The 20,823-nt window shown below is 72.0% G+C and carries 23 protein-coding genes; 13 read left to right on the forward strand and 10 right to left on the reverse strand.

What is annotated here, in order from left to right; translation table 11 throughout:
• Positions 1-7: 7 nt before the first annotated feature.
• Positions 8-472 carry a MarR family winged helix-turn-helix transcriptional regulator gene (locus ACH54P_RS19090; RefSeq protein ID WP_489914563.1) on the forward strand — a complete coding sequence of 155 codons (465 nt, stop codon included), beginning with the start codon at positions 8-10 and terminating at the stop codon, positions 470-472.
• Positions 473-748: 276 nt separating this feature from the next.
• Here the strand turns inward: ACH54P_RS19090 and ku are convergent, their stop codons facing one another.
• Positions 749-1,630 (reverse strand): non-homologous end joining protein Ku, encoded by an 882-nt coding sequence (gene ku, locus ACH54P_RS19095; protein WP_489914565.1) that lies wholly within the window; start codon positions 1,628-1,630, stop codon positions 749-751.
• Between the two features lie 53 nt (positions 1,631-1,683).
• Positions 1,684-2,052, reverse strand: coding sequence for a hypothetical protein (locus tag ACH54P_RS19100; RefSeq protein ID WP_489914567.1), 369 nt, complete (start codon positions 2,050-2,052; stop codon positions 1,684-1,686).
• A gap of 121 nt (positions 2,053-2,173) precedes the next feature.
• Here ACH54P_RS19100 and ACH54P_RS19105 point away from each other — a divergent pair, with 121 nt between their 5' ends.
• From ACH54P_RS19105 to ACH54P_RS19130, 6 genes are all read left to right on the forward strand, one after another.
• A complete protein-coding gene (locus ACH54P_RS19105; RefSeq protein WP_489914569.1) occupies positions 2,174-2,761 on the forward strand; it encodes a TetR/AcrR family transcriptional regulator in 588 nt (195 codons plus the stop codon).
• Positions 2,762-2,785: 24 nt separating this feature from the next.
• On the forward strand, positions 2,786-3,538 hold the full coding sequence (locus ACH54P_RS19110) for a glucose 1-dehydrogenase (protein WP_489914571.1): 753 nt from the start codon (positions 2,786-2,788) through the stop codon (positions 3,536-3,538).
• Positions 3,539-3,957: 419 nt separating this feature from the next.
• Complete coding sequence (locus ACH54P_RS19115; protein ID WP_489914573.1) at positions 3,958-5,262, forward strand: GGDEF domain-containing protein; 1,305 nt, start codon at positions 3,958-3,960, stop codon at positions 5,260-5,262.
• A 67-nt stretch (positions 5,263-5,329) separates the two neighbouring features.
• Positions 5,330-5,932, forward strand: coding sequence for a TetR/AcrR family transcriptional regulator (locus ACH54P_RS19120; protein ID WP_489914575.1), 603 nt, complete (start codon positions 5,330-5,332; stop codon positions 5,930-5,932).
• Complete coding sequence (locus tag ACH54P_RS19125) at positions 5,929-6,591, forward strand: VC0807 family protein (RefSeq protein ID WP_489914577.1); 663 nt, start codon at positions 5,929-5,931, stop codon at positions 6,589-6,591. The genes ACH54P_RS19120 and ACH54P_RS19125 overlap by 4 nt, the downstream gene beginning before the upstream one ends.
• Positions 6,584-7,936 carry an FAD-dependent oxidoreductase gene (locus ACH54P_RS19130; RefSeq protein WP_489914579.1) on the forward strand — a complete coding sequence of 451 codons (1,353 nt, stop codon included), beginning with the start codon at positions 6,584-6,586 and terminating at the stop codon, positions 7,934-7,936. The genes ACH54P_RS19125 and ACH54P_RS19130 overlap by 8 nt, the downstream gene beginning before the upstream one ends.
• A gap of 141 nt (positions 7,937-8,077) precedes the next feature.
• Here ACH54P_RS19130 and ACH54P_RS19135 read toward each other — a convergent pair whose 3' ends face one another.
• Genes ACH54P_RS19135 through ACH54P_RS19145 form a run of 3 tightly spaced genes read right to left on the reverse strand, consistent with a single transcriptional unit; the run spans position 8,078 to position 12,125 of the window.
• Positions 8,078-10,393, reverse strand: a complete 2,316-nt coding sequence (locus ACH54P_RS19135) for a [protein-PII] uridylyltransferase (protein WP_489914581.1) — start codon at positions 10,391-10,393, stop codon at positions 8,078-8,080.
• 8 nt (positions 10,394-10,401) lie between these two features.
• Positions 10,402-10,740 (reverse strand): P-II family nitrogen regulator, encoded by a 339-nt coding sequence (locus ACH54P_RS19140; RefSeq protein ID WP_247062350.1) that lies wholly within the window; start codon positions 10,738-10,740, stop codon positions 10,402-10,404.
• Positions 10,737-12,125: an ammonium transporter gene (locus tag ACH54P_RS19145; RefSeq protein ID WP_489914583.1), complete on the reverse strand. Its 1,389-nt coding sequence runs from the start codon at positions 12,123-12,125 to the stop codon at positions 10,737-10,739. The genes ACH54P_RS19140 and ACH54P_RS19145 overlap by 4 nt, the downstream gene beginning before the upstream one ends.
• Before the next feature lie 173 nt (positions 12,126-12,298).
• On the opposite strand from ACH54P_RS19145, the gene ACH54P_RS19150 reads away from it, so the two are divergent.
• Positions 12,299-13,156, forward strand: a complete 858-nt coding sequence (locus tag ACH54P_RS19150; RefSeq protein ID WP_489914585.1) for a putative RNA methyltransferase — start codon at positions 12,299-12,301, stop codon at positions 13,154-13,156.
• Positions 13,157-13,207: 51 nt separating this feature from the next.
• Positions 13,208-13,948 carry a (2Fe-2S)-binding protein gene (locus ACH54P_RS19155; protein WP_489914587.1) on the forward strand — a complete coding sequence of 247 codons (741 nt, stop codon included), beginning with the start codon at positions 13,208-13,210 and terminating at the stop codon, positions 13,946-13,948.
• A 5-nt stretch (positions 13,949-13,953) separates the two neighbouring features.
• On the opposite strand, the gene ACH54P_RS19160 is transcribed toward ACH54P_RS19155, so the two are convergent.
• From ACH54P_RS19160 to ACH54P_RS19180, 5 genes are all read right to left on the reverse strand, one after another.
• Positions 13,954-14,814: a sigma-70 family RNA polymerase sigma factor gene (locus ACH54P_RS19160; protein ID WP_489916515.1), complete on the reverse strand. Its 861-nt coding sequence runs from the start codon at positions 14,812-14,814 to the stop codon at positions 13,954-13,956.
• 122 nt (positions 14,815-14,936) lie between these two features.
• The gene (locus tag ACH54P_RS19165) at positions 14,937-15,350 is read right to left on the reverse strand and encodes a PPOX class F420-dependent oxidoreductase (protein WP_489914589.1); all 414 of its coding nucleotides are present in this window, start codon (positions 15,348-15,350) and stop codon (positions 14,937-14,939) included.
• Between the two features lie 62 nt (positions 15,351-15,412).
• Complete coding sequence (locus tag ACH54P_RS19170) at positions 15,413-15,850, reverse strand: VOC family protein (RefSeq protein ID WP_489914591.1); 438 nt, start codon at positions 15,848-15,850, stop codon at positions 15,413-15,415.
• Positions 15,847-17,145 carry a serine hydrolase gene (locus tag ACH54P_RS19175; protein ID WP_489914593.1) on the reverse strand — a complete coding sequence of 433 codons (1,299 nt, stop codon included), beginning with the start codon at positions 17,143-17,145 and terminating at the stop codon, positions 15,847-15,849. The genes ACH54P_RS19170 and ACH54P_RS19175 overlap by 4 nt, the downstream gene beginning before the upstream one ends.
• A gap of 40 nt (positions 17,146-17,185) precedes the next feature.
• Positions 17,186-17,713 carry a DUF3887 domain-containing protein gene (locus ACH54P_RS19180; protein WP_489914595.1) on the reverse strand — a complete coding sequence of 176 codons (528 nt, stop codon included), beginning with the start codon at positions 17,711-17,713 and terminating at the stop codon, positions 17,186-17,188.
• A gap of 278 nt (positions 17,714-17,991) precedes the next feature.
• Between ACH54P_RS19180 and ACH54P_RS19185 the strand changes: the two genes are divergently transcribed.
• Genes ACH54P_RS19185 through ACH54P_RS19200 form a run of 4 tightly spaced genes read left to right on the forward strand, consistent with a single transcriptional unit; the run spans position 17,992 to position 20,777 of the window.
• Positions 17,992-19,278: an O-acetylhomoserine aminocarboxypropyltransferase/cysteine synthase family protein gene (locus ACH54P_RS19185; RefSeq protein ID WP_489914597.1), complete on the forward strand. Its 1,287-nt coding sequence runs from the start codon at positions 17,992-17,994 to the stop codon at positions 19,276-19,278.
• Positions 19,275-19,751, forward strand: coding sequence for a CoA-binding protein (locus ACH54P_RS19190; protein WP_489914599.1), 477 nt, complete (start codon positions 19,275-19,277; stop codon positions 19,749-19,751). Before ACH54P_RS19185 ends, ACH54P_RS19190 begins: the two co-directional genes overlap by 4 nt.
• Before the next feature lie 36 nt (positions 19,752-19,787).
• Positions 19,788-20,543, forward strand: coding sequence for an MBL fold metallo-hydrolase (locus tag ACH54P_RS19195; RefSeq protein WP_489914601.1), 756 nt, complete (start codon positions 19,788-19,790; stop codon positions 20,541-20,543).
• A gap of 60 nt (positions 20,544-20,603) precedes the next feature.
• Positions 20,604-20,777 carry a hypothetical protein gene (locus ACH54P_RS19200; RefSeq protein ID WP_489914603.1) on the forward strand — a complete coding sequence of 58 codons (174 nt, stop codon included), beginning with the start codon at positions 20,604-20,606 and terminating at the stop codon, positions 20,775-20,777.
• Positions 20,778-20,823 lie beyond the last annotated feature (46 nt).

Here is a 20,823-nt window from a genome sequence, read left to right on the forward strand (position 1 = left end):
GGGGGCCATGCAGCCCGAACCCGACGTCGCTCCCCCGGTCAGCGCGGACCCCGAGCTCGCCGAGCTGGCCTGGCGGGTCCGCGAGGGCGTCGGGCGGCTGAACTGGCGGATGCGCGCCGAGCGCGACCCGAACGGCCCGGGGCCGGCGGTGCTCGCGGTGCTGAGCCGGCTCTACCGGGCGGGCACGCACACGCCGACCGAGCTGGCCGAGGCCGAACGGCTGCAGCCGCAGTCGCTGACCCGGATCCTGGCGTGGCTGACCGAACGCGAGCTGGTCACCCGCACGACCGACCCGGACGACGGCCGCCGCTCGCTGATCAGCATCACCCCGGCCGGGCTGGCGGTGCTGCGCGACTACAGCGTGCAGCGGGAACGCTGGCTGGCCGCGGCGCTGGAGTCGACGCTCTCGCCGACCGAGCGGCAGCTGCTCAAGCTGGCCGCCGACCTGCTGATCCGGGTCGCGGACGCCTGAAAGCCGCCGTGGAGACCCCTCGATCCCTCCACGGCGGCCTTCAAGACACCCCCTGTTCCGCGCCGCCTCCCCGCGGTGCGGGACGGGTTCCGGAAACGGGCCGCTCCTCCCTCGGCCCGCCCCGGAACCCTGGTGCCCGGACGGCTCACCTCCCCAGGGGCCGTCCGGACTTTCCCCCTCGCCAGCGATCCGGTATCCGCTGGCAGAAGGAAGTCTGCCGCGCCGGAGGCGGCGGGTTGAGTGTGAGAACCCTCAATTACCCGTGGGTAGTAATACTCAGCCGGACGTCTTCGTGCGCCCACGGCTGCGCGACGCGGCCTGCTTCGCCGTCGTACGCGCCTTCGCCGCCCTCGAAGCGGCGGCCTTGGCCTTCGCGACGGCCGCGTTGCGCGCGTCCTCGGCTTCGGACGCCGTCTCCTGCAGAGCCGCCAGCAGCCGCGTGACGCCCTCGGCCTGCTCGGCGGCCGTCGGCTGGACGACCTCGGCACCGTCGATCTTCGCCTGGATCAACGCCTGGAAGGCTTCGCGGTAACGGTCGGGGTAGCGGCCGGGATCGAACTCGCCGGTCAGCTCCTCGACGAGGTTCACCGCGCGGCGCAGCTCGCCGGGCCGGATGTCGACGTCGGCGTGCCGGAACGGGAAGTCGGGCGTGCGCACCTCGTCCGGCCACAGCATCGTCTCGAGCACGATCACCTGGTCGCGCACGCGCAGCGCCCCGAGCGTCTCGCGGCGGCGCAGCGCGACGGTGACCAGCGCGATCCGGCCCGACTGCTGCAGCGCCTCGCTGAACAGGACGTACGGCTTGGTGCCCGACGGCTCGGGCTCCAGGTAGTAGCTCTTCGCGAACCAGATCGGGTCGACGTCGGCGAGCGGGGCGAACCCGCGGATGGCGATCGTGCGGCCGGGCATCGGGAGCGACGCGAGTTCGTGGTCGGAGAGCAGGACGACGTCGCCACCGGGGACGAGGTAGCCGCGGACCATCTCCTCGGGCGGCACCTCGGCGCCGTCGACCTCGCAGACCCGCTTCACCCGGACGCGGCCGCCGTCGGCCTCGTGCACCTGGTGCAGCGGGATTTCGCGGTCCTCGGTCGCGCTGTACGCCTTCACCGGAATGGCGTAACTTCCGAACCCGATCGTGCCCGTCCACACCGCGCGCATGCGAGCCACCTCCGCAGCTCCCAGGCTAGACAGGCGATCGCGGGCGCCGACAGCTACAAACGGGTGTCAGGCGCGACGGATTCGCTCACACATTCGAACGACGGTGTGACCTCGTCGAGCGCTTCGGCCGAACAGCGGGAGGCGATGGCCGCCGCGCGGAGCACCTCGGTGACCACCTCGACGTCCAGCGGCGGGGCGGCGGCGAGCGCGTCCGCGCCGCCTTCGACGCGGGCGGCGAGGCCGGCGAGCGCGTGGGAGATGGCTTCCTGGCCCGCCACCAGCTGGGCGAGGACGTCGGTGAGCTCGGCGGTCGTGGCGCCCGGGCCGCCGCAGCGCAGGCCGGCGGCGAGTTCCTCGGCGCAGGAGCGCAGGTGGGTGGCGACGACGGTCGGCGGCAGCGTCAGCCGCTGCGGATCCTGCATCGCTCACCCCCTCAGGGCCGGTCAGAGCAGCCATAGTGCCACCGCACGCGCCGTCACCGAACACGACACACCGCCGCCCGCTTATTTGACCGGGCGTTCTCGATAGCGTTAGGGTTCGATCATGTCCCGGGTCAAGGAGTTCGACGTCGACGAAGCCTGCGACGCCGCGCTCACGCTCTTCCGGCGTCAGGGCTACGAAGCGACGTCGGTCAGCGACCTCGTCACGCACCTCGGCGTCGCCAAGGCCAGCCTGTACGCCACCTTCGGCACGAAGCACGACTTCTACGTGACGGCGTTGAAGCGCTACGCCGAACGAACCGACACGCGCGTCATGACCGAGCTGTCGAGCCCGGGGTCCGGCGTGGCCGCCGTGCGCCGGCTCTTCGACGGCTACGTGGCGGAAATCCTCGGCGACGACACCAGGATGGGCTGCTTCGTCGTCAACGCGGCGATCGAGCTGCTCCCCCGCGACCCCGAGGTCGCCCGGCTCGTGGAACGCAGCTGGGACACCCTCGAGGTCGCCCTCACGATGGCGCTGGAACGCGCCAAGGCGCAGGGCGAACTCGCCGTCGGCAGCGACCCGGCGACCCTCGCGCGGTTCCTGCTCACCGTGCTTCAGGGCCTGCGCGTCCTGGGCAAGGGAACGGACGCCGCCCAGCGGCTGGACGCGGCCGTCTCACAAGCTCTTCGTCTCCTTATTCAAGACTGATCGGACCAGAAAGAAAGGCACATCATGGGGGCACGGTTCACCGGCAAGGTCGTCCTGGTCACCGGCGGCAGCTCGGGCATCGGGCGGGCGACAGCGCAGGCGTTCGCGGCCGAAGGCGCGACGGTGGTCGTCGCGGGCCGGGACGAGCAGCGGCTCGCGTCCGCGGTGAAGGAGATCGGCGGCGACGCGAGCGCGGTGACCGTCGACGTCACCGATTCGGCGGACGTCGCCCGGATGGTCGACACGGTTGTCGCGCGGCACGGCGGACTGGACGTCGCGTTCAACAACGCGGGCATCCTCGGGTCGCCGGCCCCGGTGGCGGACCTCGACGAGGACGCCTTCGCCGCGGTGATCGGCACGAACCTCACCGGCACCTGGCTGTGCCTGAAGCACGAGGTCGCGCACATGCGGGCGCACGGCGGCGGCGCCATCGTCAACATGGCGTCGAACATCGGCGCGCACGGCAGGCTGCCGAACCTGGCGGCCTACGCGGCGTCGAAGGCCGCGGTGAGCGCGCTGACCCGCACGGCGGCGCGCGACCACATCGCCGACGGCGTCCGCATCAACGCGGTCAGCCCGGGCGCGACCGACACGGACATGTCACGACGGCCGGGCGAGACGGACGCGGACCGCGCCGCGCGCCTGAAGGACGCGATCCCGCTGGGCCGGGTGGGCGCCACCGCCGAGGTGGCCGCCGCGGTGCTGTGGCTGGCTTCGGACGAAGCCGCCTTCACCGTGGGGCACGACCTGGTGGTCGACGGCGGCGCGACCGCCTGAGCGGTCCCACCCGGACCCACGGCGGTTCACGACTCACGGTTGCGCATGGTGACGTTCCCCTCTCCTGCCGGGACGGACTGGGTGCACGGCGTGGTCAGGACTCGCGGTTGCGCACGGCTGTCTCCTTCCGGACGCGGTGGCCGGTGGATGCACGGGTTCAGGACTCGCGGTTGCGCACGGCAGCTCTCCTCTCGGGCGCGGCGGCGGACAGGCTGGGATTCAGGACTCGCGGTTACGCACGACAGCTCTCCTCTCGGGCGTGCGGGCGGACAGGGGTGGGGTTCAGGACTCGCGGTTGCGCATGGCGGCGGCCTCCCTTCACTGCTCCGAACGTGTGGCAATCGTCGATCGCGGCCGCCCGATGTGGTGGGGTGGACGCGGATCGTCGGATCACCCAGGGGAGTTGCACCGCCTTGAGTATGGACGGCGCCCGTCCGGCCGAACCCCGCGTGGGCCGGATCCGTGGGGTGCTTCGTCCTGCTCGCTGGACCCTCTGGCAGCAGCGCGGGTCGCTGATCTTCTACTGCTTCCTCGTCGAGTCGGTGGCGCTCGTCGCCACCGTCTGGACGGCCGTGTCCGTGCCCGTGCGGGTCTGGGACCTGGCCGTCTTCGGCGTCCTCGCCGGCCTCGGGGTGCTGCAGGCGGAGCTGGGCCGGCAGATCGAGCGCGTCCGGCGGCTCGTGTCGGACACCCCGCACATCAACCTGACGTCGGTCTGGACGTTCGCCGGGGTGCTGCTCCTGCCGCCGGCGCTCGGCGCGGCCCTGGTCGCCGTCCTCTACGTGCACCTGGCGACGCGCAGCCTCGCGCGGATGAAGCGCGTCCCGCCGTTCCGGATGACGCTGAACGCGACCCTGGTCGTCGTCACCTGCTACTCGGCCGACTTCGTGCTCGCGCGGCTCGGCGTCGGCGACATGTCCGTGGCGCTGACGTCGGGCCGGCGCGGCGTCACGGCGATCGCCCTTGCCGCGCTGACGTACTTCCTGGTCGCGGCGATCACGATCGTCCCGGCGCTGACCATCACGACGCGCTCGGTGAAGGCGTTCTTCGGCGGCCTCGGCGACAACCTCCTCGAAGTCGCGACGCTCTGCCTGGGCATGCTCACGGCGCTGACGTTGGCGACGCTGCCCGCGCTCACCGTCGCGATCGTGCCGCCGCTGCTGGTGCTGCACCGGGCGGTCCTGATCAAGCAGCTGGAGATCGCCGCGACGACCGACGAGAAGACGGGCCTGTTCAACACGACCGGGTGGCACCTGCTCGCTTCGCGCGAACTGGCGAGGGCGCAGCGCAACACGCGGAGCACGTTCGGCGTGCTGATGATCGACCTGGACCACTTCAAGCTGATCAACGACCAGCACGGCCACCTGGCGGGCGACACGGTGCTGCGCGCGGTGGCCTCGACGATCAAGAGCGCGGTCCGCGACTACGACTCGGTCGGCCGCTTCGGCGGCGAAGAGTTCGTGGTGCTGCTCCCCGACATCGGCCCGGCGGCGGTCCTGGCGGTGGCCGAGCGGATCCGGTCGGCGATCGAGCGCCTGAAGGTCGAGTACGAGGACGGCAGCCAGATCCGCATGATCGGCGACCTGTCGGCGTCCATCGGCGTGGCGACCTACCCCGACGGCGGCACGGCCGTCGACCGCCTGCTGCAGGCCGCGGACAAGGCCCTCTACCGGGCCAAGAACGCGGGCCGCAACCAAGTCGTCGACGGCACCGCGACGGCCTGACCCGTCCCTTTTCCCTGCCCTGACCAGGCGACTTGCGAGTTTTGCTTGATCGAGCTAAATTTTGCTCATGCGAGCAAGAACGTTCACCGAGTCCGGCCGCCGCGCGCAGATCGTGCGGGCGGCGATCGAAGTGATCGCCGAGGCCGGGTACGCCAAGGCGTCGTTCAGCCGGATCGCGAAGCACGCCGGCCTGTCGAGCACCGGCATGATCAGCTACCACTTCGCGGGCAAGGACGACCTGCTCGCGGCGTGCGTCACCGAGATCGAAGAGGTCACCGGGGCGTTCATGCAGCCGCGCATCGACGCCGCCGTCGGGCACGTCGCGCAGCTGCGCGCCTACGTCGAATCGAACGTCGAGCTCGTCGGCGAGCACCCGGCCGAAATCCGCGCGCTGATCGACCTGGTGAAGAACGCGGGCTCGCAGAGCGCGGGCGTCAACGGGCGGCTCGCGCTGTTCGAAGAGCACTTCCGCACCGGGCAGGCGGCGGGCGCGTTCGGCCCGCTCGACGCCCGGACCACGGCGCTCGCCTTCACCGCCGGCCTCGACTCCGTCGTCGCCACGGCGGCCGAGGCCGGGCTGGAACCCGCCGAGCTCAAGCGCATCGGCCGGGAGCTGGCCGACCTGTACGTGCGGGCGACCGCACCCGAATCCGTTGGGGGATCCGCATGATGATCGAAGAGAAGACCGAGCCCGACGCCGGCCTGCGCCGGGTGGTCCGCGCCAACGTGCTGACCGTCGTGTTCGAAGTCGTCGTGCCGATGGCGCTGTTCTACGGGCTGCGCATGGCGGGCGTCAGCCAGTGGTGGGCCCTGATGGCCGGCGTTCTCGTGGCCGCGCCGTACGTGCTGTGGACCATCGTGCGGAACCGCAAGATCGACCTCGTCGCCCTGGTCACGCTGAGCGTCCTGGTGCTGTCGGTCGTGCTCGGCCTGCTCTCGGACGACCCGCGCACGCTGGCGATCCGCGAGGGCTGGACCGCCGCGCTGGGTGGCTTGTTCGGCGCGTGGATGCTGGTCACGGTCTTCGTCGGCCGGCCGGCGCAGCTGACGCTGGGCCGCACGATCGCCGAGGTCAAGCGGGGCGCCGAGGGCGCGGCGGCCTGGGCGGCCCGCTGGGACACCGACGCCCGGTTCCGGCGCGGCCTGCGGATCAACACGGCCGCGTGGGGCGCGACGCTGCTGGCCAACGCGGTGCTGCACATCGTGCTCGTCTACACGCTGCCGATCGACCTCATCTCGCTGGTGACCACCGTGGTGTGGTTCGCCGCGCTGGCCTGCCTGATCGTCTGGCACGTCTGGTACCTCCGCAAGGAGAACCTCGATGCCTGACGTCCTGGTCGCGGGCGCCGGCCCGACCGGCCTGCTGACCGCGTTCGAACTGGAGCGCGCCGGGCTCGACGTGCTGGTCCTGGAGCGGGACGCCCGGCCGGCCACGCAGTCGAAGGCGCTGGGCCTGCAGCCCCGGTCCGTCGAAGTGCTGGCGGACCGCGGATTGCTCGCCGCGATCGAGCCGCACGTCCAGGCGCGGCTGCCCGCCGGGCACTTCTCCGGCTTCCCGATCGACTACACGGACCTGCCGACGCGCTTCCCGTACCAGCTCGGCGTCGAGCAGGCCAACGTCGCGGCGGCGATCGAGGCGCGGCTGCGCACCCCGGTGCTGCGCGGCGCGGCCGTCACGGCGGTGACGCAGGACGACGAGGGCGTCACCGTCACCGCGGGCGGCCGCGACCACCGGGCCGCCTGGCTGGTCGCGGCCGACGGCGGGCACAGCACGGTCCGGTCGTTGCTGGGCGCCGGGTTCCCGGGCACGCCCGCCCGGGTCTCCCTGGTCGTCGCCGACGTCACGCTGGCCGGGAAGCCCGCCGGTCTCGCCGAAAGCTGGCAGCTGCCGTCCCAGGCTTCGGGTTACCTGCTCCCGCTGTCCGGTGGTCGCCACCGGACGGTGGTCTTCGGCGAGGAGCAGCAACGGCTTCCCCGCGACGCGCCCGTCACGGCCGGCGAGCTGCAGCGGGCCCTGACCGCCGCGCACGGACCGGGGATCGAGGTGGGCGAAGTGCTGTGGGCGTCCCGTTTCGGCGACGCGGCGCGCCAGCTGGAGAAGTACCGCCACGGCCGCCTCCTGTTCGCGGGCGACGCGGCGCACATCCACCTCCCGGTCGGCGGCCAGGGCCTCAACCTGGGTCTGCAGGACGCGGTGAACCTCGGCTGGAAGCTGGCCGCGCAGGTCCGCGGGCACGCCCCGGCGGGACTGCTCGACAGCTACCACGACGAGCGTCACCCGGTCGCCGCGCGGGTGCTGCTCAGCACCCGCGCGCAGGCGGTGCTCGGGATCCCCGATCCGGACGCCATGGCGGTCCGGGAGGTGGTGACGGGATTGCTCGCCGTCCCCGAAGCCCGCCGCGCGGTCGCGTTGGAGATCTCCGGGATCGGGCTGAGCTATCCGGGCGTTTCCGGTCGCGCCACGAACATCCCAGTGGCACCGGACGGCCGCGCGGTGCTCGTCGGCGCGGGGCTGCCGCCGGGGTGGGCCGACCGCGTCGAGACCCGCGAGGGCTCGGAGCCTCGGCTCGTCAGGCCGGACGGGTACGTGGTTTGGGACGGCGGACCGGGGCTGGAGGAGGCGCTGCACCGATGGCTTGGCGTGCCCGAACCGGCGGCGGCTTTGCGCCGGTAGCCCGGCCGAGCCACCGCGGGAGTCGCGCCGTGCCCGAACGGCCGCGGCACTGCGCCGGTAACCCGGCCGAGCTCGGCGTGCCCGAACCGCCCCCGCCGGAAGCCCGGCCGAGCCACCACCCAAGCGGCTCGGCCGGGTCACTCACGAAGCCGCGGCCAGCAGCGCCTGCTCGACCTCGCGGCGCCACCCCGGCTCGATGCGGCCGCCGCGGGGGGTGACCGCGAACGAGTCCACCACCGCGCCGCCCAAAGTCGATGCCTTCGCCCAGCGGACCTCCGCGTCGCAGCGGCGCAGAGCCCCCGCCACGCGGAACAGCAGGCCGATCCGGTCGGCGGCGCGCAGTTCGAGGACCACCGTGTCGGGCCCGCTCGTCTCGTCGTCGAACCACAGGACCTTCGGCGCGACCGGCGCCGCGTCGGGTGAGCTGTAGTCGCGTTCCTTCGCCGCCAGGCGCTGGGTGAGCGGGAGGGTGCCCGCGACCGCGCGGGCGAACTGCTCGCGCAGCAGCGTCGCGTCCGGCAGCGAGCCGAACTTCGGCGACGCCGTGAACACTCCCGCGCGTCCGCCGTCGTGGCCGCGCAGGACCGCCGAGTGCACCTCCATCGAGTTCAGCGCCAGCACTCCCGCCGCGGGCGCCAGGAGCTCCGCGTGGGCCGGCACGGCCAGCAGCACCGTGACGACCTTGCCGTGCGAGCTGATCCGGATCTCGCCGTTGCCCGATGCCACCGCTTGGGCGACGAGCTCGCGCTGTTCGGCGTCCATCGGCTCGGGCGCCGTGAACCCTTGCCCCCGCAGGACTTCCTCGCAGCCGGAGACGAGCTCGGCGAGCAGCCGCGCCTTCCAGTCCGTCCAGACGCCGGGGCCGGTCGCCAGCGAATCGGCCTGCGTGAGCGCGTGCAGCAGCTCGACCAGGACGAGGTCGCTGTCCAGGGTCTTCACCACCCGCGCCACCGTGGCCGGCTCGCTGATGTCGCGGCGCGTCGCCGTGTGCGGCAGCAGCAGGTGGTGGCGGACCATCGCCGACACCGTCGCGGCGTCGGCCGGGTCGAGGCCCAGCCGGGTCGCGACCTGGGCGGAGATCTTGGCGCCCAGTTCCGAGTGGTCGGCGTCGCGGCCCTTGCCGATGTCGTGCAGCAGCGCGCCGATCAGCAGCAGGTCCGGCCGTGACACGGTGGTGGTCAGCTTGGCCGCCTCGACGCAGGTGCGCACGAGGTGCCGGTCGACCGTCCACTGGTGCACCGGCGAACGCGGCGGCAGGTCGCGGACCGCGCCCCACTCCGGGAACAGCCGTGACCACAGCCCGGTCCGGTCGAGCGACTCGACCGCGTCGACCAGGCCCTCCCCCGCGCCCAGCAGCTCCACGAGGGCGTTCAACGCCTCCGAAGGCCACGGCGCACGCAGCTCCGGGGCCGATTCGGCCAGGGCCTTGAGCGTGCCGAGCGCGATCGGCTTGCCGGTCCGCGCCGACGCCGCGGCGACCCGCAGCAGCAACGCCGGGTCCTTCGCGGGCACGGCGTCGCGGGCCAGCGCGACCTCGTTCCCGTGCAGCACCACCCCTTCGGCGAGCGGGGTCCGCGCCGGACGCCGTCCGAAGCGCGCCTTCGGTGGCTCCACAGTGGACCGCAGGGCGACGTCGAGGGCGTACGCGATCGTGCGGCCCGCACCGGAAAGCTTGCGGGCCAACGTGAACCGGTCACCGAACCCGAGTTCGGCGGCGACCAGCTCGGCTTCGGGCGCGGACAGGACGTCGCGTTCGCGCCGGATCTCGCGCCGCAGCTCGGTGCGAACGTCGAGCAGGAGTTCCTTAGCCGCCAGGAGTTCTTCGCCCGGGCGCGCGGTGAGCTGGCCCGCGGCCAATGCCTCCAGGACGGCGAAGTCCCGCAGCCCGCCCCGGCCGTGCTTGAGGTCCGGTTCGGCGGACTGCGCGATTTCCCCGCTGCGGGCCCAGCGCTGCCGGACCGACGCCGTCATGTCCGGGATCTGCTTGCGGGCGGTCCGGCGCCACTGGTCCCGCGCCGCGGAAACCAGCCGACCGGTCAGCTCGGCGTCCCCGGCGAGGTGCCGGGCGTCGAGCAGGCCCATGGCGGTGCGAAGGTCCTCCGAAGCGACCTTCAGTGCTTCGCCGGGCGTCCGGACCGAGTGGTCGAGCCCGACTTTCGCGTCCCACAAGGGATACCAGAGCGCGTCCGCGATCTCGCCGACGCCGCTGTTGCCGTTGTGCACCAGCAGCAGGTCGAGATCGGAGAACGGCACCAGCTCCCGCCGGCCGAGCCCGCCCACGGCGACCAGCGCGACACCCGGTTCCGCGGTGTCGACGCCGGCCGCCGAGGCTCCCCTGCCCAGCCAGAACTCGTAGAGGTCGACCAGGGCCGCCCGCAGAGCGGACGCCCCCAGCCTCCCGTGCCTGCCCTCGAGCAAACGCTCGGTGGCCTTGACCAGTTCGCCCCCGTCGGCCATCCCCGTACCTATAGGGCGTCCGTGCCGCGCTCGCCGGTCCGTACCCGGATGACCGTCTCGACCGGCGTCACCCACACCTTGCCGTCACCGATCTTGCCGGTGTGCGCGGCCGTGGTGACGGCGTCGAGCACCTTCTCCACGTTGGTGTCGTCGGTGACGACCTCGATCTTCAGCTTGGCCACGAAGTCGACCGAGTACTCGGCACCGCGGTAGACCTCGGTGTGGCCCTTCTGCCGGCCGTACCCCTGGACCTCGCTGACGGTCATGCCCAGCACGCCCAGCTGCTCCAGCGCGGAGCGGACGTCGTCGAGCGTGAACGGCTTCACAATCGCCGTGATGAGCTTCATGCCTTGCTCTCCTCGAGTTTCGCGGTGCCGGTGGCGGACTTGACCGGGAAGGTCGTCGGCTGGCCGATGCCGCCGCTGGACCCGGTGAAGTCGTAAGCGCTCTCCGCGTGCTGGGCCTCGTCGATGCCGCTGATCTCGTCCTCGGCGCTGACGCGGAAGCCGCCGGCCTTCTTGATCACGAAGCCGATGATGAAGGACAGGACGAAGGAGTACGCGAGCACCGCACCGGCGGCCGCCGCCTGGCGACCCAGCTGGGTGAACCCACCGCCGTAGAACAGGCCGTCGGCGCCGAGCGCGTTGACGCTGGTGGTGCCGAAGAAGCCGATGAGCAGGGTGCCGACGATGCCGCCGACCAGGTGGACGCCGACGACGTCGAGCGAGTCGTCGAAGCCCAGCTTGAACTTGAGCGAAATGGCCAGCGCGCAGACGGCACCGGCGATGAGGCCGATGGCGATGGCGCCGAGCGGGCTCACGTAACCACACGCCGGGGTGACGGCGACCAGGCCGGCGACCGCGCCGGAAGCCGCGCCGAGGGTGGTCGGCTTGCCGAACTTGAGCTGCTCGACCACCAGCCAGCCGAGAACGGCGGCGGCGGTGGCGACGGTCGTGTTGGTGAACGCGACGGCGGCGAGGTCGTTCGCGGCCAGCGACGAGCCGGCGTTGAAGCCGTACCAGCCGAACCACAGCAGCGAAGCGCCGAGCAGCACGAACGGCACGTTGTGCGGGCGGCCGGTGTCCTTCGGCCAGCCCTTGCGCTTGCCGAGCACGATCGCCAGCGCGAGGCCCGCGGCACCCGCGTTGATGTGGACCGCGGTACCACCGGCGAAGTCGAGCGCCTTGAGGTTGTTGGCGATCCAGCCGCCGACCGCGTCGGGGCCCATGAAGCCGTTGAACGAGAACACCCAGTGCGCGACCGGGAAGTAGACGATCGTCACCCAGATGACGACGAACAGCGTCCAGCCCCAGAACTTCGCGCGGTCGGCGATGGCGCCGGAGATCAGCGCGGGGGTGATGATCGCGAACATCAGCTGGAACATGACGAACGCGAGCACCGGCAGCGCATCCGAGCCGGGCCACGCCACCGCCGGCGACGTGTCGGTCGCGGCGACCGCGTACCCGGCGAGCTTGCCGACCGTGTCCGTCAGCCCGGCGAAGTCGAAGTTACCGACGAGGCCGCCGAAGGCGTCGTTGGAGAACGACATCGAGAAGCCGTACAGGGCCCACAACACCCCCACCACGGCCAGCGCGATGAAGTTCATCATCAGCATGTTCAAGACGCTCTTCGCGCGGACCATGCCGCCATAGAAGAACGCCAGTCCTGGGGTCATGAGCATGACCAGCGCGGCGCTGGCCAGTACCCATGCGGTGTCTCCTGCGTTCAGCACATCGTCCTCCCGTGCCCTGGGTTGGTGCGATGGCAGTTTTGGCGCGCGGTGTTTCACGGGGCGGCTCGCGAGGTTTCGCCCGCGTGAACTGTCCGCGCCCGCTTGTTACGGCCAGGTTTCCCGGGACCGGTGCTGGAGTGTCCGGTTGCGAAACGTCGTGGTCGAATATCCCCATGACGCCTGCCGACCACGGGAATGACCCACTGCCACCCCGGGTTGTCGACGCGCTGCGATGTTCGGTGTGCGGTGACCCGATCGGGGCAGTCGAGCGCACGCTGCGTTGCGGGAACCGCCACTCATTCGATCTAGCGCGACAGGGTTACGTGAACCTGTTGCACGCGCGAATCCCGGCCGGGACGGCGGACACCGCGCCGATGGTCGCGGCCCGCGCCGACTTCCTGGCGTCGGGTGCCTACCGGGCGCTCGCCGACGAGCTGGCGCGGCTGTCCGCGGAGGCGGCGGGCGACGGCCTCGTCGTCGACGCGGGCGCCGGCACGGGCTACTACCTGGCGCGGGTGTTGGAGGAGGCCCCGGCCGCGACGGGGCTCGCGCTGGACGTCTCGGCGGCCGCCCTGCGCCGCGCGGCCCGGGCCCACCCCCGCCTGGGCGCGGCGGTGTGGAACCTGTGGGAGCCGTGGCCCCTGGGCGACGAGGTGGCGTCGGTTCTGTTGAACGTCTTCGCGCCCCGCAACGGGCCGGAGTTCCACCGCGTCCTGCGCCCCGGCGGCCTGCTGACGGTCGCCGCCCCGGCCCCGGACCACCTCCGCGAGCTGGGCGACCTGGTGCTGGCCGTCGACGACCGCAAGGAGGAACGCCTCGACGGCACCCTCGGCGAGTACTTCGCCCGCACGGGCCGCACCGAGGTCCGGCGCACGGCGGAGCTCACGCCGAAGCAGGTCCGCCAGGCGGTGGAGATGGGCCCGGCGGCCCACCACCTCGACCGCGGCGGCCGCCGCGAACGCCTCGACGCGCTGTCGGAGCCCCAGGTCGTGACGGTCTCGTTCACGGTCTCCACCTACCGGCGGCTGTGACTCGCCCGCGCTGGGAGACGCGGCGCGTCAGGGTCTGGAAGGCTTGAGGACGTGAAGCCCGACTGGACCGCCCCCGCGACCCTGCTCGCGGACGCGGAGTGGGTACGGGCCCGCATCGGCGGCGCGGCGAAGCTCTACGGCTGCGCCCCGCCGGAGGTGCTGGGCACGATCTGGTGGTACTCGCTGTCGTCGGTGCTGGTTGCTCCTGCGGTTGAGGCCCTGGTCAGCGAGGTGATGGCGGGCTCGGTGGTGGTTGATCCCAGGTCGGCAGCCAGCTCGCCAGTCGACGGCTCGACGACCCCGTCGCCGGCCACCCCCTCCCCGGCCGACCGCCGCGGGGCCCCAGTCCTCGCCGATCCCTCCCTGACCGCCATGGAGCTCGACCTCCTCGCCGACGGGCGGTTCCTCGGTGCCCGCTCGACCCGCCCCCTCGTCGGCGGGCTGCCCGAGCTGGGCGCCGCCTTCGGCGAGGCGCTCGGAACCACGATCAGGACGATCGCCGCGGTCACCGGGGCCCGGGAGCGCGCGCTGGGCGCCATCGCGACCGACTCGATCGGCAACCGGCTGCTGTGGACGTCCGATACGGAGCAGGCGATGGCCCTGGCCGAGCCGCTGGTGGCCGCGATCGGCCTGGGTCTGCCGAAGCCGCGCTTCGTACGCGTCGGCCGCACGCCCGCCGTACGCCGGGCTTCGTGCTGCCTGATCTACGAGGTCGGCAACCCCAAGTGTGTGAGCTGCCCGCGTCAGACACCGTCCGAACGCGAAGCACGCCTGCGCGCCGCCCTGGGCTGACCAGGTCAGTCGAGGACGGCGAGCTCCAGTCCCCGCAGCCGCTCCGGGTCGGCGATGACCTCGATGCCGGTGATCCGGTCGCCGTCGACGCGGAACGCCAGGACGACCGCCAGCCGCCCCTCCCGCACCATGAGCAGGCCGGGTGCGCCGTCGACCAGGGCCAGTTCGCTGGCGCGGGACCGTTCGGAGGCCAGCACCGCGCCCCGGCGCACGCTCTCGACGCCGCGCAGCACGACCGGCGCCGGGCTCGGGCCGACGAACCGGTCGGCGTGCAGCACCACGTCCGGGTCGAGCAGGGTGAGCAGCGCCTCGAAGTCCCCGCCGCGGGACGCGGCCAGGAACGCCTCGACCACCTTGCGCCGCCGGGGCAGATCCGCATCCGTCGCGGCGGCGCCGCCCTTGACCCGGCGGCGGGCCCGGCTCGCCAGCTGCCGGGTGGCGGCCGGGGTCTTGTCGATCATCGGCGCGATCTCGTCGAACGGCACCGCGAACATGTCGTGCAGCACGAACGCGACCCGCTCGGCCGGCCCCAGCGCGTCGAGCACGACCAGCAGCGCCAGCCCGACCGAATCGGCCAGCTCCGCCTCCTGCTCGGGATCCCGGCGGTCCTCACCCGGCTCGGGCCGACCGTCCAGCGGCTCCTCGCGGTGGTTGCGACGCGTGCGGAGCAGGGACAGGCACACCCGGGCGACCACGGTCGTCAGCCAGGCGCCGACGTTCTCGACCTCACCGGTGTCGGTGCGATCGAACCGCAGCCAGGCCTCCTGGACGGCGTCGTCGGCCTCGCTCGCCGAACCGAGCATCCGGTAGGCGACCGCCCTCAGCCGCGGCCGCTCCTGCTCGAACCGCTCGGTCAGCGCGTCCACCGTGTCCTGTTCCTTCCGTCCGGGGTCGTAGCAGTAGACCCCGCCGCGGCGGCCGATGTGACAGGAACGCCCCAAGCCGGGCGTGACCTCAGTCATCCCCACCGCCAGGAGGAACCGATCAGCTAGCCATGCACCGCCCTCCTCGGCTCGTACCAGGTCTCGCCCGCGGGTTCGCCCGCCATGTTCCAGCTCCACGAGATCCGCGGCGTGACCCGCGAATACAGTCCCGGCCCCACCAGGCCGGTCCGTTCCACGGGTTCGTCCGCGACGCCGTACACCCGGATCGCCCGCGCGATGAACGGCTGCAGCGACACCAGGTCGTCGACCAGCAGCGCGACCTTCCGGCGCCCGGCGGCGACGTTGCGGAACTTGCGCGTCGCCGCCACCGCCGCACCCACGCCGCCGATCCAGAAGTACCGGCCGTCGTACTCGAAGGCGAGCGGGACCAGGTCCGGCTGCTCCCCCGCACCGAGCGTGGCGACGCGGGCGAGCGGCTGCGAACGCAGGTAGCCGACTTCTTCGGCCGTGAACGACATGACAGCTCCTTCCTGATTCGGATCCACCCGCTACACGAACAGCCGGTACCCGGATCGACAGTTCAGAGCACGCAGAACTCGTTGCCCTCCGGATCCGCCATCAGGATGTGGTCCGGGCGGCCGTCCAGCTCGTACTCCGCCAGCACCGTCGCACCCGCCGCGGTGAGGCGGGCGACCGCCTCGGCCACCCGCTCCCACCGCGTCTCCCACGGAACCTCGCGACCACCGCCGGCCTGGACGTCCAGGTGGAGGCGGTTCTTCACGACCTTCCCCTCGGGCACCTTGAGGAAGCTCAGGTTCGGCAGGACGCCTTCCGGATCGCTCAGGTACGCGCCGTCGTCCCACTCCGCCTCGGGCACCCCGTGGTGCTCGAACCAGGCTTCCCAGCCGGCGAACCCGGCGGGTGGTGGCCGCTCGATGTACCCGAGGGCCACCGCCCAGAACTTCGCCAGTGCGCGGGGCTCCGCGCAGTCGATCGTCAGGCTCCACCGCACCGTCACGGACGAAGCGTAGCCGCGAGAAGCGCCACCGCGCCCTTCGCGACGGCGATCCCCCGTGCCGCGACGTGGCTTTCGTTCAACGCGGCCGCCGGATCCGACACCATGACGCTGGTGACCAGCGAGCGGCCGTCCGCCGTGCGTGCCAGGTAGTTCAGGGTCAGCACGCCGGGTTCGCTGCCGCCCTTGAACCAGACCTCCGGGAACTTCGCCCGGTCGACACCCAGCCCGCCGTCGTTCAGCGACAGTGCGTGCCCGATCTCCGGCTGGTTTTCCTTCCGCAGTCCCGAAAAAGCCCGGCAGATGTCGTCCGGCGAACCGAACCACTCGATGTCGTCGATCTTCTCCGGCGCCTGCCAGGCGGTGAGCCCCGTGAGCGGGAGCCGTTCCAGGCCGGCGACCGCGGCCGGCCTCGCCCAGCGGCGCAGCGCCAGGTAGGCGTCGGCGCGGGCCGGGTACTGGGTCGCTTTGAGCTCGAAGAGCGCCTTGGTGGTCAGGAACGGGATGGTCGCCGACGGCCGCTGGTTGCCGAACACGCCGAGCTGCCGCTGCACGGCGTCCCGGCCGAGCCGGTGGATCAGGTGGTCGGTGGCGGTGTTGTCGCTGATCGAAATCATCTTGTCGGCGTAAGTGGACAGCGGAAGCCGCGTCCCGGCCGGCTCGTTCTGCAGCACCCCGGACGGAAGGCTCTTCCAGTCGTCGCGGATCGCCAGCTGCTCGTCCCACGACGCCTTGTGCTCGGCGACCGCCTTGCCGAGCGCGCCCAGGACGTAGAGCTTGAACGCCGACCCCAAGGGCCGCTGCACGTCGTCGCGCACACCGTGCACGTCACGGCAGCGCCCGTCCGGCAGGATCTCCGACGCCCCGAACGACACCCGGCCGCCGAGCGCCGCGAGCTGGGTGTCGACCTCCGGCCACGACACCGGCACCGGGTCGTCCGGCGTGGCGCGGAGCGCGTCGATCAACCCCGCCTGGTCCACGTGGAGGTCCAGCAGGTAGTCGTCCAGCGTGCCGTGCACCGCGGCCTCGACGCGGTCCGGTGCCTCGGTGACGAGCCGTTTCACCTCGATCCGGCCGAGCCCGGTGAGCGCGACGTTGACGCCCGCCGTGCCCCCGGCCGCGGTCAGGAGGACCTGGGCGACGTGCTGCCGGACCTCCACATCGGACACCGGGACGCGCGCGGTCGCGTCGACCACCCACTCGAGCTGCTGCTTCGCCGTGGGCACTTCGGCGGCGCCGGCGGCCGGAGCCACCAGTGGTGCCAGCACCGCCACCACGCCTGCTATCGCTGCCTTCATCGTTCCCCCTGCTGTCTCATCGTTCCCCCTTGGTCACCGGCTACTCCTCGGGCGGCCGGATCCACAGCCCGGCCACCTGCCCGTTCTCGCGGTAGGTCACCAGCACGGTCCGCTCCCCCGCCTCGAAGGACAGAGGCATGTGGACGATGGTGTATTCGTCCGTGGACCGCGCGTACGGCTCCCCCATCCGCTCGTAGCGTCCGACCGATCCGGCCACCTGGGCCCAGGCGAGCCGCAGCTCGTCCTCGCCGACCGCGTCGCGCATGCGATCGTCGAAATCCCGGCGCACCTCGTGCCACTGGCACCCGACGAGCTCCGCCACGAGCTCCTCGGCGCGATGGATCGCGTCCGGCAGCTTCAGCTCCGCCATGGACGTACCCGTCGCCGGATCGACCGGCCGGCCGAACCGCTGGAAGGCGGCCTGCCGGCTGGTACCCAGCAGGTCACCGATCTCCTGCCAGGTGTGCCCGGCCGCCCTGGCCGCGTCCACGGTTTCCCGCAGTGTCGCTTCGGCGTCACGGAGTCTCCGCAGCGCTTCGGCAACCGCGGCCAGCGGCTTGCCCGGCACAATGTCAAGAGTGGATTGACGCGGCGGTGTTGTCAAGTCATTCTTTACGTGCGCCCGCTGACGGCGGGCAGCACTCCGACAGGTGGCGTCGCAGTACTGGCGATTTCGCCCAGCTCCGCGCCGAGGTGGCAGCGGCTTGCCACAGGCAACGCAATTCATACTTTCGAGTGTAGCGCACGGAATTCCATTCCGTGCTACGCTCGGCAGCACGAAATGGCCACGCCCACCACCTGGAAGGCGTGGCCACCCGGAGGGGAGGACGGTTACGGTGAGAACCGATGAGTGAACGCAGCTGGGGCTTCCGCACCCGCGCACTGCACGCGGGCGGCACCCCCGATCCGGCGACCGGCGCGCGCGCCGTGCCGATCTACCAGACGACGAGCTTCGTCTTCGAAGACGCGGCCGACGCGGCGAACCTGTTCGCCCTGCAGAAGTACGGCAACATCTACAGCCGCATCGGCAACCCGACCGTGGCCGCGTTCGAGGAACGGATCGCCAGCCTCGAAGGCGCCATCGGCGGCGTGGCCACCGCGAGCGGGCAGGCGGCGGAGTTCCTCACCTTCAGCGCGCTCACCGAGGCGGGCGACCACATCGTGTCCGCGAGCGGCCTCTACGGCGGCACGGTCACCCAGCTCACCGGCACGCTCCGGCGGTTCGGCGTCGAGACGACGTTCGTCAGCGGCGGTCTCGACGACTACGCGGCGGCGATCACCGACCGGACCCGGCTGGTCTACACCGAGCTGATCGGCAACCCGCGTGGCGGCATCGCCGACCTCGCGGCACTGGCGGACCTGGCGCACGCCCACGACATCCCGCTGGTGGTCGACGCGACACTCGCGACGCCCTACCTGTGCCGCCCCATCGAACACGGTGCCGACATCGTGCTGCACTCGGCGACGAAGTTCCTGGGCGGCCACGGGACGACGCTCGGCGGGATCGTCGTCGAGTCCGGGAAGTTCGACTGGGGCAACGGGAAGTTCCCCCGGATGACCGAGACCGTCGACAGCTACGGCGGCCTCCGGTACTGGGAGAACTTCGGCGAGTACGCGTTCTGCACCCGGCTGCGCGCCGAGCAGCTGCGCGACATCGGCGCGGTCCTTTCGCCGCACTCGGCTTTCCTGCTGCTGCAGGGGGTCGAGACACTCCCCCAGCGGATGGACGCGCACGTCTCCAACGCCCGGGCGGTCGCCGAGTACCTCGAAGCGGACCCACGCGTGGCCTGGGTGTCCTACGCCGGGCTGCCCTCCCACCCACACCACGACCTGGCGAAGAAGTACCTGCCTGCGGGGCCGGGAGCGGTGTTCTCGTTCGGCATCGACGGCGGCCGCCGCGCGGGCGAGACGTTCGTCGAATCGGTGGAGCTGCTGTCGCACCTGGCGAACGTCGGAGACGCGAAGACGCTCGTGATCCACCCGGCGTCGACGACGCACGCCCAGCTGTCGGAGGATCAGCTCGCCGCCGCGGGTGTCGGTCCCGACCTGATCCGGCTGTCGATCGGCCTGGAGGACGTCGACGACATCCTCTGGGACCTCGACCAGGCTCTCGGCAAGGCGGTGGCCGGATGACGTACGAGGTCGGAGCCGTCGAGCGGTGCGGGATCCTGAACCGGACGAAGTCGGTGACGATCGTCGGCGCGTCGGCCAACCCGGCGCGGCCCAGCTACTTCGTCGCGACGTACCTGCTCTCGTCGACGCGCTACGAGATCAACTTCGTCAACCCGCGCCTGGACACCCTGTTCGGGAAGCCCGTGTACCCCTCGCTCAAGGAGGTACCGGGCGAACCGGACCTGGTCAGCGTGTTCCGGAAGCACGACGACCTCCCCCAGGTGGCCGAAGAGGTGATCGACGCCGGCGCGCGGACGCTGTGGCTGCAACTCGGTCTGTGGCACGAGCCGGTGGCCGACCGGGCGCGGGAGGCCGGGCTGGACGTCGTGATGAACCGGTGCGTGAAGATCGAGCACGCGCGCTTCGCCGGTGGGCTGCACCTGGCCGGCTTCAACACCGGCGTGATCAGTTCACGGAGGCAGTCGGAACCCTAGGGAAGAGAACGCGCGTTCCCGCTGTTGGCCCCGGGTATGACCGAGAAACTGGGGATCACCTTGTCCGGCGGCCCGACCGCGCTCCTGGAACTGGGCGGCGTCCGGCTGCTCACCGACCCGACCTTCGACGCGCCCGGCGACCACCCCGTCGGCAACCGCGTGCTGGTCAAGACCGAGGACTCGGCGCTGACCGAGGACGCCGTCGGCGTGGTGGACGCCGTGCTGCTGTCCCACGACCAGCACCCCGACAACTTGGACAAACGTGGCCGGGCGTACCTGGAGTCGGTGCCGCTGACGCTGATCACGCCCAGCGGGGCCGAGAGGCTCGGCGGCGCCGCGCGGGGGCTGAAGCCGTGGGAGGAGACGCGCGTCGGCCCGCTGACGGTCACCGCCGTCCCGGCGTTGCACGGGCCGGAGGGCGCCGAGCAGGTGACCGGGGAGGTCACCGGGTTCGTGCTGAGCGGCGAGGGGCTGCCGACGGTGTACGTCAGCGGGGACAACGCGTCGGTCGACCTGGTGCGGGAGATCGCGTCGCGGTTCCGCGTCGACATCGCGGTGCTCTTCGCCGGCGCGGCCCGGACGGTCCTCTTCGACCGCGCTCCCCTGACGCTGACCAGCGCGAATGCCGTCGAAGCGGCGAAGGCGCTCGGCACGGCCAAGGTCGTTCCGCTGCACTTCCGCGGCTGGCAGCACTTCAGCGAAGGTCCGGACGTGCTGCGGATGGAGTTCGAGGCGGCCGGCCTCGCCGACCGCCTCGTGCTGCTCGAGCCCGGGGAACGCGCGGAGGTCTGACACAGACGGGAAAGAGGGCGCGCGCGGACCTCTGACGCGGGGCCGTGAGAGGCTGGCGGCATGGCCAAACCGACCCCGCTGCAGTTCCGGAACATCCTCGTCGCCCTCCTGGCGGCGGCGGGCTGCGTCTGGAGCATCGTGGCCGGCCTGCCGTGGTGGGTCAGCGCGATCGTCGGCTGCGCGTGCGTCCTGTCACTGGCCTCGGCCTACCTCAACCGTCCCGACGCGAACTGACCGCGAGTCGCCGTCGAGGTCTGCACCTCGGCGGCGGCTCGCGGGA

The organism is Amycolatopsis sp. N2S4-7, assembly GCF_058119595.1.

Bases quoted from the DNA above. Each gene is read 5' to 3' on its own strand.
- ACH54P_RS19175 (WP_489914593.1), bottom strand. From the start codon at position 17,145: ATGAAGGCAGCGATAGCAGGCGTGGTGGCGGTGCTGGCACCACTGGTG.
- ACH54P_RS19110 (WP_489914571.1), top strand. From the start codon at position 2,786: ATGGGGGCACGGTTCACCGGCAAGGTCGTCCTGGTCACCGGCGGCAGC.
- ACH54P_RS19190 (WP_489914599.1), top strand. From the start codon at position 19,275: ATGACGTACGAGGTCGGAGCCGTCGAGCGGTGCGGGATCCTGAACCGG.
- ACH54P_RS19185 (WP_489914597.1), top strand. From the start codon at position 17,992: ATGAGTGAACGCAGCTGGGGCTTCCGCACCCGCGCACTGCACGCGGGC.
- ACH54P_RS19135 (WP_489914581.1), bottom strand. From the start codon at position 10,393: ATGGCCGACGGGGGCGAACTGGTCAAGGCCACCGAGCGTTTGCTCGAG.
- ACH54P_RS19120 (WP_489914575.1), top strand. From the start codon at position 5,330: ATGCGAGCAAGAACGTTCACCGAGTCCGGCCGCCGCGCGCAGATCGTG.
- ACH54P_RS19125 (WP_489914577.1), top strand. From the start codon at position 5,929: ATGATGATCGAAGAGAAGACCGAGCCCGACGCCGGCCTGCGCCGGGTG.
- ACH54P_RS19140 (WP_247062350.1), bottom strand. From the start codon at position 10,740: ATGAAGCTCATCACGGCGATTGTGAAGCCGTTCACGCTCGACGACGTC.
- ACH54P_RS19090 (WP_489914563.1), top strand. From the start codon at position 8: ATGCAGCCCGAACCCGACGTCGCTCCCCCGGTCAGCGCGGACCCCGAG.
- ACH54P_RS19130 (WP_489914579.1), top strand. From the start codon at position 6,584: ATGCCTGACGTCCTGGTCGCGGGCGCCGGCCCGACCGGCCTGCTGACC.
- ACH54P_RS19150 (WP_489914585.1), top strand. From the start codon at position 12,299: ATGACGCCTGCCGACCACGGGAATGACCCACTGCCACCCCGGGTTGTC.
- ACH54P_RS19100 (WP_489914567.1), bottom strand. From the start codon at position 2,052: ATGCAGGATCCGCAGCGGCTGACGCTGCCGCCGACCGTCGTCGCCACC.
- ACH54P_RS19165 (WP_489914589.1), bottom strand. From the start codon at position 15,350: ATGTCGTTCACGGCCGAAGAAGTCGGCTACCTGCGTTCGCAGCCGCTC.
- ACH54P_RS19200 (WP_489914603.1), top strand. From the start codon at position 20,604: ATGGCCAAACCGACCCCGCTGCAGTTCCGGAACATCCTCGTCGCCCTC.
- ACH54P_RS19115 (WP_489914573.1), top strand. From the start codon at position 3,958: ATGGACGGCGCCCGTCCGGCCGAACCCCGCGTGGGCCGGATCCGTGGG.
- ACH54P_RS19105 (WP_489914569.1), top strand. From the start codon at position 2,174: ATGTCCCGGGTCAAGGAGTTCGACGTCGACGAAGCCTGCGACGCCGCG.
- ku (WP_489914565.1), bottom strand. From the start codon at position 1,630: ATGCGCGCGGTGTGGACGGGCACGATCGGGTTCGGAAGTTACGCCATT.
- ACH54P_RS19195 (WP_489914601.1), top strand. From the start codon at position 19,788: ATGACCGAGAAACTGGGGATCACCTTGTCCGGCGGCCCGACCGCGCTC.